This is a genomic window from Azospirillum sp. 11R-A, assembly GCF_049472615.1.
Classification (GTDB): Bacteria; Pseudomonadota; Alphaproteobacteria; order Azospirillales; family Azospirillaceae; genus Azospirillum; species Azospirillum palustre.
Genome location: NZ_JBCEBL010000010.1, coordinates 1 through 14,407, shown reverse-complemented (window position 1 = coordinate 14,407; position 14,407 = coordinate 1). Strand labels below are relative to the sequence as shown.

The following is a 14,407-nucleotide window of genomic DNA, read 5'->3' as shown; positions in this document are numbered from 1 at the left end:
TCATTCCCAGGCGCTTCCGTCGCGGCGACGATAGGCGCCGTCGCGCCAGACCATGTCCTCGTCGGAATAGTCGATCTCGTCGCCAGCGCTGCGGTCGCCGACCTCCAGATAGCTGGCCGGACGGTCGCTGCGGTTGATCAGCCGGTGGCCGTCGGCGACGCCATGCGGAAAGCCGGCGCACATGCCGGGGGTGAGCAGCGTCTCGCCCGCGTCGGTCACCAGCGTCAGCTCGCCCTCCACCACATAGACGAACTCGTCCTGGCAGCTGTGCCAGTGACGCAGGGCGGAGGAGGCGCCGGGCGCGAGCCGGGTCAGGTTGACGCCGAAATTGCTCAAGCCCAGCTGATCGCCCAGCACCACCCGGTGCCGGCCGGTGACCTGCGACCGGAAAGGCTGCGGATAGTCGGTGGCGCCGGTTTCGGCGGTCAGCGTCGCGGGATCGAGGACCGGTGGATTCGGCACGGGCGCTCTCCGGTTCTGTGTTGCGGGTCCGGACTGTCGCAAACCGCACCGGCGGCGTCAAACGCTGCCAAGTCCCCTTATGGAGCAGGCCCTTACAAAGCAGGGTTGCCGGGACCGTGTCTGGACAGGCGCCACTTCGCCCACCATGCTTATTGCAGTGCAAAACAACAACCTGCGATCCGATGTCCCGCCTGGAAATCATCAGCCGCCATCCCGCCAAAACACCTCCCGCCGGCACCGCCAAGATGCCGCCGCTCCTGTTCGTCCATGGCGCCTTCAGCGGCGCCTGGATCTGGGACGCCAAGTTCCTGCCCTGGTTCGCCGAACGGGGATGGGAGGCGCATGCCGTCTCGCTCCGCGGCCACGGCAACAGCGAAGGGCGCGACCGGCTGCATGATTTCGGCATCGCCGACTATGTCGACGACGTGCTGGAGGCGGCGGGCCGCCTGTCCGCTCCCCCGGTGCTGATCGGTCATTCGATGGGGGGCATGGTGGTGCAGCGCGCGCTGGCGAAGCGCCGCTTTCCGGCCGGCGTGCTGATGGCGTCAGCGCCGCCCTACGGCCTGCTGACCTCCACCATGGGGCTGGCCTGGCGCTCGCCCTACGTGTTCCAGCAGATGTCGATGCTGATGACCTTCGGCGAGACCGCGATCAACCCCGACGCCATCCGCCGCGCCATGTTCTCCGACAAGATGCCGCACGCCGAAGCGGCCAAGTACGAGAGCTTCCTGCAGGAGGAGTCGCGCCGCGTCCTGCTCGACATCGGCGGCTGGATCCCCTTCCCCGTTCTGCCGCCGCGCGACATGCCGGTGCTGGTGATGGGGGCCGAGGAGGACCTGCTGTTCCCGCGCGCTGAGATCGTCGCCACCGCGATGACGCTGGGCACCCAGCCGGTGTTCATGCCGGGCATGGGCCATGCGATGATGCTGGAACAGGACTGGCAGGCGGCGGCCGAGCGTCTGGAGAACTGGATCGCCACGACCTTGATGGCCGAAGCCGCCCCGTCCGGCTCCGCCGTCTGACCCTGCCCGCCCCTAGGCCTTCGGCCGTTCCGACCGCGAATAGTTGCTGAAATGCCCCTCCCTGGAGGCCTGCCGACGGGCGGACTGGAGGATGGCGCCGGACTTGCCCTCCGGCGCCACGTTCGACAGCTGGCGGGTCAGGTCGGCACCGCCGCAGGACGGGCAGGCAGGCGTCTCACCGGAACGGACCAGGGTCTCGAACCCCTGGCCGCAGGACTGGCAGCGGTAGGAATAGAGCGGCATCGCACCCTCGCGGAACGGATCGCATCGGTCCCGAGCATGCCGCAATACCCACAACAAGAAAACGGTTTTGTTGCGCCGCAACAGCGGTTCGTCAGGCCGCCGCTCCGCCGAAATCGAATCCGGCCGCCTCGACCGCCTGCTGCACCAGTTCGGCCGGGATGCCGCCGGCGACCACGACGGTGCCGGTGGCGAGATCGACGGTCACCGCGGCATTGGGGGCCGCCTTGGTGATCGCGTTCGAAACGGAGCGGGCGCAGCCGCTGCAGGTCATCCCATCCACCTTGTACGCATCGGTCATCGTTACTGGCATCGCCACGGGCTTCCTTTGGATCGGGTCAGCCGCCGGCATGGTGCGTCCGCACCACCGCGCTGACCGGGACAAGAACGAAGCCACGCTTTTGCACATCCGGCAACCAGGATGCCAGAGCCTCGATTGTCGCATCGTGCGGGTGGCCGATGGCGACGGCGTAGCCCTGGCGCTTCGCCACCTGTTCGGTCTTGGTCAGCTGGGCCTTCACCGCCGCCACCGTTTCCACATTGTCGAGGAACACGTCGCGGCCGACCCAGGGCATCTTCAGCTCCTGCGCCAGCCCGAGTCCGGCGCTGTTGGGGGTCGTCCGGCTGTCCAGCCACAGCAGTCCGCGCCGGTGCAGTTCCGTCAGCACCGGCGCCAGCGCCGCGCGGTCGGCGGTGAATCGGCTGCCCATATGGTTGTTCACCCCGACATAGCCGTCGAAGCTGTCCAGCGCCGCGCGGAACCGCTTCACGATCTCGCCCTTGTCCAGCGAGACCAGCAGCGCGTTCGGACCGGGATCGGCCTTCACGCTGGGCTCCATCGGCATGTGCAGCATCAGCTCATGCCCGTTGGCGCGGGCCGCCTTCGACTGGGCCGACAGGTCGCGGGCATAGGGCAGCCAGGACAGCGTCAGCGGACCGTGCAGCCCGGCCATCCGGGACGAGCGCTTGCGGTCCAGCCCCATGTCGTCGATGACGATGGCGATGATCGGCCTGCCCTGCGGAACCTCGGCCGGCAGCGCATTCCTGCGCCACAATGCCGCATTGCCCGAGGGTGCCTGCACCGGGGGCTGGGCCGGGGGAACCGGCGGCGGCAGCATCGCCACGGTGGTCGCGGGCGGACGCGTTTCCGCCTGGGCCGGCTTTTCCGGCACCGCATGCTCCGGGCCATCCGCCGCATGCTGGGCAGGCGCCGGAGCCTCCGCCTTCGCCGCCGGCAGCGAGGGGGGCGACGGCGGCACAGCCGCCTGCTGGGGCGGGGCCTGCTGGGCCGGGCTCTGCTGAACAGGGGCCTGCCGGGCTTGCTCGCCGCCGGACCGGCCGCCGGTCAGCGTCGCGACGCCCATCGCCACCGCGAACACCGCAGCGACCGCCGCCAGAGCCAGGACGAAGGGATTCGACAGAAAGGGGGGAAGCGGAACCTTGCGGGCTTTCGAAGGCGCCTTGCGGGCCATGGTGACGATGTCCATCCTGCGACCGGGGCGGCGCACAGTGGCACCCTGCCGCAGCGACCGCAATTGCTCAAACGACACAAGACGGCCGCCGCAACGGCGCCGTCATTTCAACGGCCCGACCAGTCCCCGGAGACCGCCCGATGCGCCCGTTCCTTGTCACCGTCCCGCTGCTGCTGGCCGCCGTCGCCTCACCGGCACTGGCCGCCGGCGGCCCGCAATGCCCGCCGACCATCGGCGTGACCGCCCAGCCGGAAGCGCCGGGCGGCTGGGCGCCCTATCCGGGCCGCGACAGCCACAGCTTCATCGGCATCACCCTGATCGAAGGCGACCGCAGCCAGCAGATGGCCAGCAGCTCGCGCACCACCCTGGCGCCCGACAGCGAGACCAGGCACGCGCGCCGTCTGGTCCAGCTCTGGGAGTTCGACGCCGCGCAGAGGGGCAAGCTCTTCGTGCTCTGCCGGTATCGCGGCACCGAGGCGACGCTGGCCGCCGACCTGCCGCGCCAGACCCGCCGCTGCACGCTGACGCTGGAAATCGACATCCGCGGCGACGTCCTGGACGAGCCGAAGACGCCGCCGCAGCTCGACTGCCGGTGAGGACGCGAGGCCCTAGGACGAAGTTCTGCGCGGAGGCTGGAAATCCGCCCTTTCAGCCGCTAGGGTGTCCATCGTTGGAACAGGGCCGGAACGGCCCGGACGACCCGGGCGAAGGTGGCCGGGCAAAGGTGGAAGGCGGAAGGCGCATGCTGCTGCTCATCGATAATTACGACAGCTTTACCTACAACCTCGTCCATTACCTGGGCGAGCTTGGCGCCGACGTGCAGGTCCGCCGCAACGACGCCCTGACGGTTGACGAGGCGATGGCGCTGCGCCCCGACGGCATCGTCCTGTCGCCCGGCCCCTGCGATCCCGACCGCGCCGGCATCTGCCTGCCCCTGATCGGCGCCGCCGCCAAGGCCCGCCTGCCGCTGATGGGCGTCTGCCTCGGCCACCAGTCCATCGGGCAGGCCTTCGGCGGCCGGGTGATCCGCGCGCCGGTCCCCATGCACGGCAAGGTCGACAACATCCGGCACGAGGGCCGCGGCGTGCTCGCCGGCCTGCCCAGCCCGTTCCGCGCCACCCGCTACCACTCGCTGATCGTCGAGCGCGACACGCTGCCGGCCTGCCTGGAGGTGACCGGCGAGACCGCCGACGGACTGATCATGGCGCTGGCCCACCGCGAGCTGCCGATCCACGGCGTGCAGTTCCACCCCGAGAGCATCGAGAGCGAGCACGGCCACCAGATCCTGCAGAACTTCCTGGATTTGACCCGCCCCCGCCCGGAAAGCGTGGGCCTGGAGACCGCGGCATGAGCGGCGATCTGTCCGACATGAAGGCCATCCTGGGCAAGGTCGCCACCGGCGCCGCCCTGACCGAGGCCGAGGCCGGCTTCGCCTTCGACATCATCATGTCCGGCAACGCCACCCCGTCGCAGATGGGCGGCTTCCTGATGGCGCTGCGCGTCCGCGGCGAGACGGTGGACGAAATCACCGGCGCCGCCCGCGTCATGCGCGCCAAGGCGATCCCGGTCGAAGCGCCTCCCGGCACCATCGACACCTGCGGCACCGGCGGCGACGGCGCCGGCACCTACAACATCTCCACCGCCGCGGCGCTGGTGGTGTCGTCCTGCGGCGTGCCGGTCGCCAAGCACGGCAACCGCGCCATCTCGTCGAAGTCCGGTGCCGCCGACGTGCTCGGCTCGCTGGGCGTCAACCTCGACTGCGACTTCGCGCTGGTCCGCAGGGCGCTGTGGGATGCCGGCATCGCCTTCCTGATGGCGCCGCGCCACCACCTCGCCATGCGCAACGTCGGCCCCACCCGCGTCGAGCTCGGCACCCGCACCGTCTTCAACCTGCTGGGCCCGCTCGCCAACCCGGCGACCGCCAGACGGCAGGTGCTCGGCGTCTTCTCCAAGCAGTGGGTGGAGCCGCTGGCCCAGGTGCTGAAACGGCTGGGCTCCGAGGCCGCCTGGGTTGTCCACGGCTCCGACGGGCTGGACGAGATCACCACCACCGGCCCCACCACCGTCGCCCAGTTGAAGGACGGCGAGGTGACGGTGTTCGAGGTGACGCCGGAGGATGCCGGCTTGGCCCGCGCCCGGATCGAGGAGTTGAAGGGCGGCGACGCCCAGGTTAACGCCGAGGCGATCCACGCCCTGTTCGACGGGGTGCGCAGCCCCTACCGCGACATCGTGCTTCTGAACGCCGCCGCCGCCCTGCTGGTGGCCGGCAAGGCCGCGACGCTGAAGGACGGTGTCGCCATGGCCGCCGACGCCATCGACAGCGGCGGCGCCCGCGACCGCCTGCGCCGGCTGGTCGCCATCACCAACGAGGCAACGGCCTGATGAGCGACGTTCTGACCCGCATCAACGACGACAAGCGCGCCCTGGTGGCCTCCCGCAAGGCCGCCCGTCCCTTGTCGGAGGTGGAGGCCGCCGCCAGGGCTGCCAACGAGAGCAACCCGCCGCGCGGCTTCATCCGGGCGCTGAGCGCCGCGGTCGAGGCCGGGCGCTACGGCCTGATCGCCGAGATCAAGAAGGCGAGCCCGTCCAAGGGCTTGATCCGTCCCGATTTCGACCCGCCGGCCCTGGCCCGTGCCTACCGCGAGGGCGGAGCGACCTGCCTGTCGGTGCTGACCGACGAGCCCTATTTCCAGGGCAAGGACGAGTATCTGGTGGCCGCCCGCGCTGCGGTGGATTTGCCGGTCCTGCGCAAGGACTTCATGGTCGATCCTTATCAGATCGCTGAAGCCCGCGCGCTGGGTGCCGACTGTATTCTGATCATCATGGCATCGCTGTCCGATGCCCAGGCGGCGGAGATCGAGGACGCCGCCATCGCCCAGGGCCTGGACGTGCTGGTCGAGGTGCATGACCGCGCCGAACTGGACCGCGCCCTGCTGCTGAGGACCCCGCTGCTCGGTGTCAACAACCGCAATCTCAAGACCTTGGCGGTCGATATTGCGACGACGGAAGAGCTGGCCGCCAATGTGCCGGCCGACCGCATGCTGGTGGCGGAAAGCGGGCTCTACAGCCCGGCCGATCTGGCCCGGATGGCGAAAGTCGGGGCGCGCTGCTTCCTGGTCGGCGAATCGCTGATGCGGCAGGCCGACGTCGCCGCCGCCACCCGCGCCCTGCTGGCTCCGGTGTGATGCGATGACCGTTGCGGTGGCCGATACGGGAGCAGAAGCGAGAGCCGATGTGTCGATCGCTGCGGAGAGCCCGCGCCAGGATGCCGTGATCGCGCTGGTGGCGGCGCTCGACCGCTATCTGCTGGATCTCTATCCGGCGGACACCTGCCACCTGCTCGACATCGGCGAACTGGAGGGGCCGGACCTGCGCTTCCTCGTCGCCCGCAAGGACAGCGTTCCGGTCGGCTGCGCGGCGCTCCGCGTCGATCCGGCCGGCTATGGCGAGATCAAGCGGATGTATGTCGATCCTGCCGCCCGCGGACAGCGCATCGGCGACCGTCTGCTCGGCCGGCTGGAAGATCTGGCGCGGGCGGAGGGCTTGAACGCCCTGCTGCTCGAATCGGGAATCCATCAGCCCGAGGCGCTGGCGCTCTACCGCAAGGCCGGATTCACCGACCGCGGCCCCTATGCCTGCTACCAAGACAATGGCGTCAGCGTCTTCATGGAAAAGCTTTTGACGGAGACCGTGCGATGACCGGCTTCACCCATTTCGACGCCGAGGGTAAGGCGGTGATGGTCGACGTCTCCGACAAGGCCGACACCGAACGCACCGCCACCGCCGCGGCGACCGTGCTGATGCAGCCGGAAACGCTGGCGCTCATCATGCAGGGCGGGGTGAAGAAGGGCGACGTGCTGTCGGTCGCCAGGCTGGCCGGCATCATGGGGGCCAAACGCACGCCCGACCTGATCCCGCTGTGCCACCCGCTGATGCTGACCTCGGTCAAGGTCGACCTGTCCTGCGACCCTGCCCGCAACGCGGTGGACGTGACGGCGACCTGCAAGCTGAAGGGCCAGACCGGCGTGGAGATGGAGGCCTTGACCGCCGTCACCGTCGCAGCACTGACCGTCTACGACATGTGCAAGGCGGTGGACCGCGGCATGACCGTCACCGACGTGCGCCTGCTGCACAAGGCCGGCGGCAAGAGCGGCGAGTGGGGCGCGTCCGCCTCCACCGGAGCCTGACGCCATGATCTCCGTCGCCGAGGCGCGTGCCCGCATCCTGTCGGCCTTCGCCGCCCTCCCGGCGGAGACGGTCGCCCTGCCCGACGCTCTCGGCCGTGTGCTGGCCGAACCGGTGGTCGCCCGGCTGACCCAGCCGCCTTTCCACGCCGCCGCCATGGATGGCTGGGCCGTGCGTGCCGCCGACATCGCCGCCGCGACCGCCGAGGCCCCCGTCCCGCTGCGCCGCATCGGCGAATCCGCCGCCGGCCATGCCTTCACCGGCAGGGTCGGCCGGGGCGAGGCGGTGCGCATCTTCACCGGCGCCCCCCTGCCCGACGGTGCCGACGCCGTGGTGATGCAGGAGGATTGCAGTGCCGACGACGCCACCGTGCGGATCGGCCGCGCCGTGGCCGCCGGCCGCTTCGTCCGCGAGGCCGGCTTCGACTTCACGGCCGGTCAGGAGCTTCTGCCGAAGGGCCGGCGCCTGACCGCGCGCGACATCGCGCTGGCCGCCGGCGGCAATGTGCCGTGGCTGTCGGTCCATCGCCGGCCGCGCATCGCCGTCCTCGCCACCGGCGACGAGATCGCCCTGCCCGGCGACCCGCTGGGACCGAGCCAGATCGTCAGCACCAATGCGCTCGGCCTCTGCGCCCTGGTGACCGCCCAGGGCGGGCTCGCCCACAATCTGGGCGTCGCCAGGGACACGCCGGAAAGTGTGGCGGCCCTGGCGAAGGGGGCTGCCGGCTGCGACCTGCTGGTCACCACCGGCGGGGCGGCGCATGGCGATTACGATTTCGTCCGCGATGTGCTGGCCGAACGCGGCGTGGCGCTGGAGGTGCAGACGGTGGCGATGCGTCCGGGCAAGGCGCTGATGTTCGGCCGTGCCGGTTCGGTGCCGTTGCTCGGCCTGCCCGGCAACCCGGTGTCCACCGGCGTCACCGCGCTCCTGTTCCTCCGCCCGATCCTGCGCGTGCTGCAGGGACTGCCGCCGGAGGACGACCGCCTACCACTGCGCGCCCGCCTGACCGGCGCGCTGAGGGCCAACGACCGGCGCGAGGAATATCTACGCGCCACGCTCGCCGCCGGCCCGGACGGTATCCTGACCGTCACGCCCTTCGCCCGGCAGGACAGCGCCATCACCACCCTGTACGCCCAGGCCGATTGCCTGATCCCCCGCCCGCCCCATGCCGACCCGGAGCCGGCCGGCGCCATGGTGACCGTGCTTCCTTTGACGGATGGGGCACTCAGCATTTAGACTTGAACAGAGCGCCAGGACATGGCGCTTGGACGAAGACTGGAACAGGTGAACACCACCCGGAAAACTGTTTCACCGCGTTCCAAATGTTCCACACAAGTTCTAAAAGAAGCCGATGGGGGGCTTGACGCGCAGCAGGAACCAAACTAGAACATGGAGCAACGTTTAGTTTTTGTTCCATCTTCAGTCTGGCCGAAGCCGGGAGGCATCCATGCTCACGCGCAAGCAGCACGAATTGCTGCTGTTCATCCACGAACGGCTTGGCCAGGGCGGTGTCTCGCCGTCGTTCGACGAGATGAAGGACGCCCTGGGCCTGAAGTCCAAGTCGGGTATCCATCGCCTGATCACCGGACTCGAGGAACGCGGGTTCATCCGCCGCCTGCCCCACCGGGCCCGTGCGCTGGAGGTGCTGCGCCTTCCCGAGGGTCTCGATGCCTCCCGCAACCGGACCGTGGCTTCCAAGCCGAAGTTTCAACCCAACGTCATCAAGGGCGATTTCGCCTTCGCCGGCCGCGATACCGCTCCCCCCGCCCCGACCCCGGCCGCCGCGAACGAGACGGTGCAGCTCCCGCTCTATGGCCGGATCGCCGCCGGTACGCCGATCGAGGCCTTGCGCGACAACAGCGCCTTCGTCGACGTTCCCGCCTCGATGCTGACCGGTGGCGACCATTACGCCCTGGAGGTTTCCGGCGACTCGATGATCGAGGCCGGCATTCTCGACCACGACACCATCGTCATCCAGCGCTGCGATGCGGCGGAGAACGGCACGATTGTCGTCGCCCTGGTGGACGAGGGCGAAGTGACGCTGAAGCGCCTGCGCCGCAAGGGCAACACCATCGCGCTGGAACCCGCCAACGCCGCCTATGAGACCCGTATCTTCGGCGCCGACCGCGTCCGCGTGCAGGGCAAGCTGGTCGGTCTCGTGCGCAAGTACTGAGCTTTTCCTGCCCGACCGCCGATCCCCTCCTCCGTCCCCGCGGCGGATGGGATCGGCGAGGTCCAAGCTCCTCTCACTGTCCTCCGGTCCAGGGCCGATCTCCCCGTAGCCCGCGCACCGTCTCCACCGTCACCCGCTCGGCGGTCACCGTCAGCGCATGCGCGCCTTCATGGCGCAGGGTCCAGCGGTCCACCACCAAGTCCGCCCGGCAACGCCGCGCCACCTCCGCCGTCACCACCGCATCGGCCGCCCCGCAGTCCTCGTCCAGCGCATCCGGCAGCCGCGGCAGGGCCACCGTCTTTCCACGCACCCGGTACAGGCAGCCAAGCGCATCGCAGTCCAGCGACCGCCCTCCCCCGCTCCATCCCCCGTCGGCCGGCCAGGGATCGGCCACCGACCGCTCGCCATCGCGCTCCCTCCAGGTTTCGGTCATCCGCCCGCCGCCCTTGACCGACGCGCTGAGCCGTCCATCCGGCAGCCTGACCGCCATCACTGTCCCGTCGCCGGCCACCAGCACATCCGGCCGCACCGCCAGCATGGGCGAGGCCAGCCCCGCCAGGACCGGCAGCATCCCCAGCCAACGCCACCACCGCGTCCAGAGGCAGAGCCAGATCCCCCCCATCACCAGCAGCGCGAACCCTTCCGCCGGCATCGCCGGCACGGTCAGCGAGGCCCAGGGGAGACGACCGAAGAACTCCGCCGTCCAGATCACCGCCCGGTCGCCCCAGTTCATGGCGATCAGCGCCGGTGCCTCCAGTCCGAAGGGCAGCAGCGCGTAGGCGATCAGGCTCCACGGCATGACCCAGAAGGACGTGATAGGAATGGCGATCAGGTTCGACAGCACGCCATAGAAGGCGATCTGCTGAAAATGAAAGAGCGAAAAGGGCAAGGTCGCCAGCGTCGCCACCACGCTGGTCAGCAGAATCCCGCCGACATAGAACAACCCGCGCACGATCCATCCGGCATCGCGCCGCCACTCCGCCAGCCTGACGCTGCCCTTCTCGAACGCGGCGATCAGCGCCACCACCGCGGCGAAGGACATCTGGAAGCTCGGCCCCAACATGCCCTCCGGGTCCATGGCCATGGTGACCAGCCCGGCGAAGGCGACCAGCCGCATGCTCAACGGGTGGCGGTCGAGCATGATCGCCCCCATCACCATGCCGGTCATCAGCACCGACCGCACCGTCGGCAGCGGCGCCCCGACCAGCAGCGTGTAGGCGAGCGCCGACAGGATGCCGAACAGCGCCGCGATCTTCTTGATCGGCCACCGCAACGCGATGTAGGGCACCGCCGCCAGCAACGCCCGCACGACATAGAACAGAATGCCGGCGGCGATGCCGACATGCAGGCCGGAGATCGACAGCAGATGCGCCAGCCCGCTGTTGCGGAAGTCGTCCATCGTCGCTTCCGGGATGCCGAACTCCTCGCCGTTCAGCAGCGCCGTGGTGACGCTTGCCTCCACCGGATCGCCGATGGCAACCGCCACCCGCTCGGCAATCGCGCCGCGCGCCTTCTCGAAGGCGATGGCAACCGTGCTCCACCCCGTCACCGGCGGCGCCTCGACCAGTTCCGGCGCACCGGTGGCGAAGCCCGTGCCGCCCAGCCCCATGAACCACGCACGCCGCTGGAAGTCGAAGGCGCCGGGTTCGGCCGGCGCCTGGGGCGGCAGCAGCGTCGCCCGCAGCCGCACCACCGATCCGGGCGCCGGTGCCGGGAAGCGGTCAGACAGGCGGACGCGCACGGCGGCCGGCGTCCGTTCCGGCGCCAGCTTGCTGACGGTCACCTCCCGCAGGGTGATTCGTGCCGCGCCCGGCCGCCGCTCCACCGCCATCACCCGGCCGGTGACGGTCGCACCGGCGATGCTGCGGCTCAGCACCGGTGCCGCCATGCGGATGGTGTGCGCCTGCGCCACCAGGAACCCCGCCGCCAGCATCAGGAGCGCCATCGCCACGCCGGCCATGGCGAACCATCGCCGCAGCGCCAGCACCAGCACCGCACAGCCGCCGACCGCCGCCGCTCCGATCCACCAGTCGGGCTCCTGCCGCAGCCCGAAATAGAACGACACACCGGCCCCGAAGGCGACGGGCAGCCACAGCACCCAGCGCTCACCCTCCGCCTCCGCGAGCGCCACGAGTCGCCCGCCCATGCGCGCCAGCAGTCGCCGCCAGCGTCCGCCGAGTGTCGCGGGACCGTCGGTTTCCTCCTCCGGCCAGCCGGCGGCCGTCACCGGTAACGGATTCCCGGCGCAGCGATGCCATCTGCGAGCCCCTCAACGACCGTCCATGCGCGCATCGCATTGCCTCCAAGCCGGGTGGCTGTGTTAAACCACGGTGTCGAACCACCGGCGCATCATACCAGCGCCGAACCGGAAATTGAGAGACCGATGACCGTCGTCACCCGCTTCGCTCCGTCGCCGACCGGCTTTCTGCACATCGGCGGTGGCCGCACCGCCCTGTTCAACTGGCTGTACGCCCGCAACACCGGCGGTCAGTTCCTGCTGCGGATCGAAGACACCGACCGGCAACGGTCCACCGACGCGGCGGTGGACGCCATCATCGACGGGCTGAAATGGCTGGGTCTGGACTGGGACGGCGACGCCGTCAGCCAGTTCGAGCGCAAGGACCGCCATGCCGAGGTTGCGTACCAGATGCTGGCCGCCGGCAAGGCCTATCGCTGCTATTGCAGCCCGGAAGAGCTGGAGGAGATGCGCGCCGCCCAGAAGGCCGCCGGCCAGCCGATGCGCTACGATGGCCGCTGGCGTGACCGTCCCGAGTCCGATGCCCCCGCTGGCGTGGCACCGGTGATCCGGCTGAAGGCGCCGCAGGAAGGCCAGACCGTCCTGAACGACCTCGTCCAGGGCGAGGTGACGGTGCAGAACGCTCAGCTCGACGACCTGATCCTGCTGCGTGCCGACGGCACGCCGACCTATCTGCTGGCGGTGGTGGTGGACGACCATGACATGGGCGTCACCCACGTCATCCGCGGCGACGACCATCTGACCAACACCTTCCGCCAGATCCAGATCTTCAACTCGATGGGCTGGGAGTTGCCGCGCTTCGGCCATATCCCGCTCATCCACGGGCCGGACGGCGCCAAGCTGTCCAAGCGCCATGGCGCGCTGGGCGTCGATGCCTACCGCGACATGGGCTATCTGCCGGAGGCGGTCCGCAACTATCTGCTGCGGCTCGGCTGGTCGCATGGCGACGACGAGATCATCTCGACCGAGCAGGCGATCGAGTGGTTCAATCTGGAGAGCATCGGCCGGTCGGCATCGCGTTTCGACTTCGCCAAACTGGAGAATCTGAACGCCCATTACATGCGTCTGGCAGACGATTTCCGCCTGCTCGGCCTGATCGCTCCGCGGCTGGAGGCCGATCTCGGCCATGGCCTGTCCGAGGCGGAACGCGACCTTCTGACGCGGGCGATGAACGGGCTGAAGCAGCGCGCCCGCACCGTCGTCGATCTGGCCCAGAGCGCACGCTTCTACGTTGCGCCGCAGCCGCTCAGCTATGACGAAAAAGCAACCGCTCTGCTGGATGAAAAGGGCCGCACTCTGTTGAGGGAACTGGCGGCCGCCTTCGCCGCCGAGCCGGAGTTCACCGCCGCCGCGCTCGAATCCCAGGTCCGCGCCTTCGCCGAGGCACGGGGCGAAAAGCTGGGCAAGGTGGCGCAGCCGCTGCGCGCCGCGCTGACAGGTTCGACGGTGTCGCCGCCGATCTTCGAGGTGGCAGAACTGCTGGGTCGGGAAGCGACGCTTTCTCGCATCCGCGATGCAGCGGGTGCAGCATAATGGTCATTTCCGTGCGTTGCCATCGGGCAGCCATGGAACTATGCTGCGCCGACGAAAAAAGGGCACCAAGCCCGACCCTCAACGATAAGGACGTGCCGAGATGACCCAGACTGAGGACGGCAAGGACACCGTTACCCTCATCGACAATAAGACGGGCAAGCAGGTCACGATGCCGATCATGCACGGCAGCGTCGGGCCGAGCGTGATCGACATCCGCAAGCTCTACGCCGAGACCGGCTATTTCACCTACGATCCGGGCTTCACCTCCACGGGCAGCTGCGAATCGGGCATCACCTACATCGACGGCGACGAGGGTGTGCTGCTGCACCGCGGCTACGCCATCGATGAGCTGGCCGAGCATTCGACCTTCCCGGAAGTCTGCTTCCTCCTGCTCAACAACCACCTGCCGACCGCGGCCGAGCGCACGGAGTTCGAGAACATCCTGCGCCGCCACTCGATGGTGCACGAGCAGCTGACCAAGTTCTACAGCGGCTTCCGCCGTGACGCCCACCCGATGGCGATCATGTGCGGCGTCGTCGGCGCCCTGTCGGCCTTCTACCACGACTCGCTGGACATCAACGATCCGACCGCGCGCAAGATCGCCGCGCATCGCCTGATCGCCAAGATGCCGACGATTGCGGCGATGGCCTACAAGTACTCGACCGGCCAGCCCTTCATGTATCCGCGCAACGACCTGTCTTACGCGGAGAACTTCCTCTACATGACCTTCGGCACGCCCTGCGAGCCGTTCAAGGTCAACCCGATCCTGTCCAAGGCGATGGACAAGATCTTCATCCTGCACGCCGACCACGAGCAGAACGCCTCGACCTCCACCGTCCGTCTGGCCGGTTCGTCGGGCGCCAACCCGTTCGCCTGCATCGCCGCCGGCATCGCCTCGCTGTGGGGTCCGGCCCATGGCGGTGCGAACGAAGCCGTTCTGAAGATGCTGGAAGAGATCGGTTCGGTGGATCGCATCCCCGAGTTCGTCCGCCGCGCCAAGGACAAGAACGACAACTTCCGCCTGATGGGCTTCGGCCACCGGGTCTACAAGAACTACGACCCG

General features: G+C 69.1%; 16 protein-coding genes. 11 read left to right on the top strand and 5 right to left on the bottom strand.

Annotated features, from left to right (window positions below):
- Positions 1–462 (bottom strand): cupin domain-containing protein, encoded by a 462-nt coding sequence (locus tag VH569_RS15355; protein WP_423316128.1) that lies wholly within the window; start codon positions 460–462, stop codon positions 1–3.
- 182 nt (positions 463–644) lie between these two features.
- Between VH569_RS15355 and VH569_RS15350 the strand changes: the two genes are divergently transcribed.
- Positions 645–1,484, top strand: coding sequence for an alpha/beta hydrolase (locus VH569_RS15350; protein WP_423316127.1), 840 nt, complete (start codon positions 645–647; stop codon positions 1,482–1,484).
- Positions 1,485–1,496: 12 nt separating this feature from the next.
- Here VH569_RS15350 and VH569_RS15345 read toward each other — a convergent pair whose 3' ends face one another.
- The 3 genes from VH569_RS15345 to VH569_RS15335 form a co-directional block, all read right to left on the bottom strand.
- Complete coding sequence (locus VH569_RS15345; RefSeq protein ID WP_395457983.1) at positions 1,497–1,727, bottom strand: FmdB family zinc ribbon protein; 231 nt, start codon at positions 1,725–1,727, stop codon at positions 1,497–1,499.
- 91 nt (positions 1,728–1,818) lie between these two features.
- A complete protein-coding gene (locus VH569_RS15340; protein WP_423316126.1) occupies positions 1,819–2,037 on the bottom strand; it encodes a heavy-metal-associated domain-containing protein in 219 nt (72 codons plus the stop codon).
- Positions 2,038–2,062: 25 nt separating this feature from the next.
- A complete protein-coding gene (locus VH569_RS15335) occupies positions 2,063–3,211 on the bottom strand; it encodes a divergent polysaccharide deacetylase family protein (protein WP_423316125.1) in 1,149 nt (382 codons plus the stop codon).
- Between the two features lie 125 nt (positions 3,212–3,336).
- Here VH569_RS15335 and VH569_RS15330 point away from each other — a divergent pair, with 125 nt between their 5' ends.
- The 8 genes from VH569_RS15330 to lexA all read left to right on the top strand — a co-directional run bounded on the left by VH569_RS15330 (position 3,337) and on the right by lexA (position 9,554).
- The gene (locus VH569_RS15330; RefSeq protein WP_423316124.1) at positions 3,337–3,792 is read left to right on the top strand and encodes an STY0301 family protein; all 456 of its coding nucleotides are present in this window, start codon (positions 3,337–3,339) and stop codon (positions 3,790–3,792) included.
- A gap of 146 nt (positions 3,793–3,938) precedes the next feature.
- Positions 3,939–4,547, top strand: coding sequence for an anthranilate synthase component II (locus VH569_RS15325; protein WP_423316123.1), 609 nt, complete (start codon positions 3,939–3,941; stop codon positions 4,545–4,547).
- Positions 4,544–5,578, top strand: coding sequence for an anthranilate phosphoribosyltransferase (gene trpD / locus VH569_RS15320; RefSeq protein ID WP_423316122.1), 1,035 nt, complete (start codon positions 4,544–4,546; stop codon positions 5,576–5,578). The genes VH569_RS15325 and trpD overlap by 4 nt, the downstream gene beginning before the upstream one ends.
- On the top strand, positions 5,578–6,381 hold the full coding sequence (gene trpC, locus VH569_RS15315; RefSeq protein ID WP_423316121.1) for an indole-3-glycerol phosphate synthase TrpC: 804 nt from the start codon (positions 5,578–5,580) through the stop codon (positions 6,379–6,381). Before trpD ends, trpC begins: the two co-directional genes overlap by 1 nt.
- Positions 6,382–6,385: 4 nt before the next feature.
- Positions 6,386–6,895, top strand: coding sequence for a GNAT family N-acetyltransferase (locus tag VH569_RS15310; RefSeq protein ID WP_423316120.1), 510 nt, complete (start codon positions 6,386–6,388; stop codon positions 6,893–6,895).
- A complete protein-coding gene (moaC, locus tag VH569_RS15305) occupies positions 6,892–7,383 on the top strand; it encodes a cyclic pyranopterin monophosphate synthase MoaC (RefSeq protein WP_423316119.1) in 492 nt (163 codons plus the stop codon). Before VH569_RS15310 ends, moaC begins: the two co-directional genes overlap by 4 nt.
- Positions 7,384–7,387: 4 nt before the next feature.
- Positions 7,388–8,617, top strand: coding sequence for a gephyrin-like molybdotransferase Glp (glp, locus tag VH569_RS15300; protein WP_423316118.1), 1,230 nt, complete (start codon positions 7,388–7,390; stop codon positions 8,615–8,617).
- Positions 8,618–8,828: 211 nt separating this feature from the next.
- The gene (lexA, locus tag VH569_RS15295; protein ID WP_174469816.1) at positions 8,829–9,554 is read left to right on the top strand and encodes a transcriptional repressor LexA; all 726 of its coding nucleotides are present in this window, start codon (positions 8,829–8,831) and stop codon (positions 9,552–9,554) included.
- Positions 9,555–9,627: 73 nt separating this feature from the next.
- Here lexA and VH569_RS15290 read toward each other — a convergent pair whose 3' ends face one another.
- Positions 9,628–11,781 carry a ComEC/Rec2 family competence protein gene (locus VH569_RS15290; protein WP_423316117.1) on the bottom strand — a complete coding sequence of 718 codons (2,154 nt, stop codon included), beginning with the start codon at positions 11,779–11,781 and terminating at the stop codon, positions 9,628–9,630.
- 156 nt (positions 11,782–11,937) lie between these two features.
- Between VH569_RS15290 and gltX the strand changes: the two genes are divergently transcribed.
- Both gltX and gltA read left to right on the top strand, forming a co-directional pair.
- A complete protein-coding gene (gene gltX, locus VH569_RS15285) occupies positions 11,938–13,344 on the top strand; it encodes a glutamate--tRNA ligase (RefSeq protein ID WP_423316116.1) in 1,407 nt (468 codons plus the stop codon).
- Between the two features lie 100 nt (positions 13,345–13,444).
- Positions 13,445–14,407, top strand: a 963-nt coding sequence (gene gltA / locus VH569_RS15280) for a citrate synthase (protein WP_423316115.1), incomplete at its 3' end; no start/stop codon positions are given.

Bases quoted from the DNA above. Each gene is read 5' to 3' on its own strand.
- VH569_RS15325 (WP_423316123.1), top strand. From the start codon at position 3,939: ATGCTGCTGCTCATCGATAATTACGACAGCTTTACCTACAACCTCGTC.
- glp (WP_423316118.1), top strand. From the start codon at position 7,388: ATGATCTCCGTCGCCGAGGCGCGTGCCCGCATCCTGTCGGCCTTCGCC.
- trpC (WP_423316121.1), top strand. From the start codon at position 5,578: ATGAGCGACGTTCTGACCCGCATCAACGACGACAAGCGCGCCCTGGTG.
- VH569_RS15340 (WP_423316126.1), bottom strand. From the start codon at position 2,037: ATGCCAGTAACGATGACCGATGCGTACAAGGTGGATGGGATGACCTGC.
- VH569_RS15330 (WP_423316124.1), top strand. From the start codon at position 3,337: ATGCGCCCGTTCCTTGTCACCGTCCCGCTGCTGCTGGCCGCCGTCGCC.
- VH569_RS15335 (WP_423316125.1), bottom strand. From the start codon at position 3,211: ATGGACATCGTCACCATGGCCCGCAAGGCGCCTTCGAAAGCCCGCAAG.
- VH569_RS15310 (WP_423316120.1), top strand. From the start codon at position 6,386: ATGACCGTTGCGGTGGCCGATACGGGAGCAGAAGCGAGAGCCGATGTG.
- VH569_RS15350 (WP_423316127.1), top strand. From the start codon at position 645: ATGTCCCGCCTGGAAATCATCAGCCGCCATCCCGCCAAAACACCTCCC.
- trpD (WP_423316122.1), top strand. From the start codon at position 4,544: ATGAGCGGCGATCTGTCCGACATGAAGGCCATCCTGGGCAAGGTCGCC.
- lexA (WP_174469816.1), top strand. From the start codon at position 8,829: ATGCTCACGCGCAAGCAGCACGAATTGCTGCTGTTCATCCACGAACGG.
- gltX (WP_423316116.1), top strand. From the start codon at position 11,938: ATGACCGTCGTCACCCGCTTCGCTCCGTCGCCGACCGGCTTTCTGCAC.
- VH569_RS15345 (WP_395457983.1), bottom strand. From the start codon at position 1,727: ATGCCGCTCTATTCCTACCGCTGCCAGTCCTGCGGCCAGGGGTTCGAG.
- moaC (WP_423316119.1), top strand. From the start codon at position 6,892: ATGACCGGCTTCACCCATTTCGACGCCGAGGGTAAGGCGGTGATGGTC.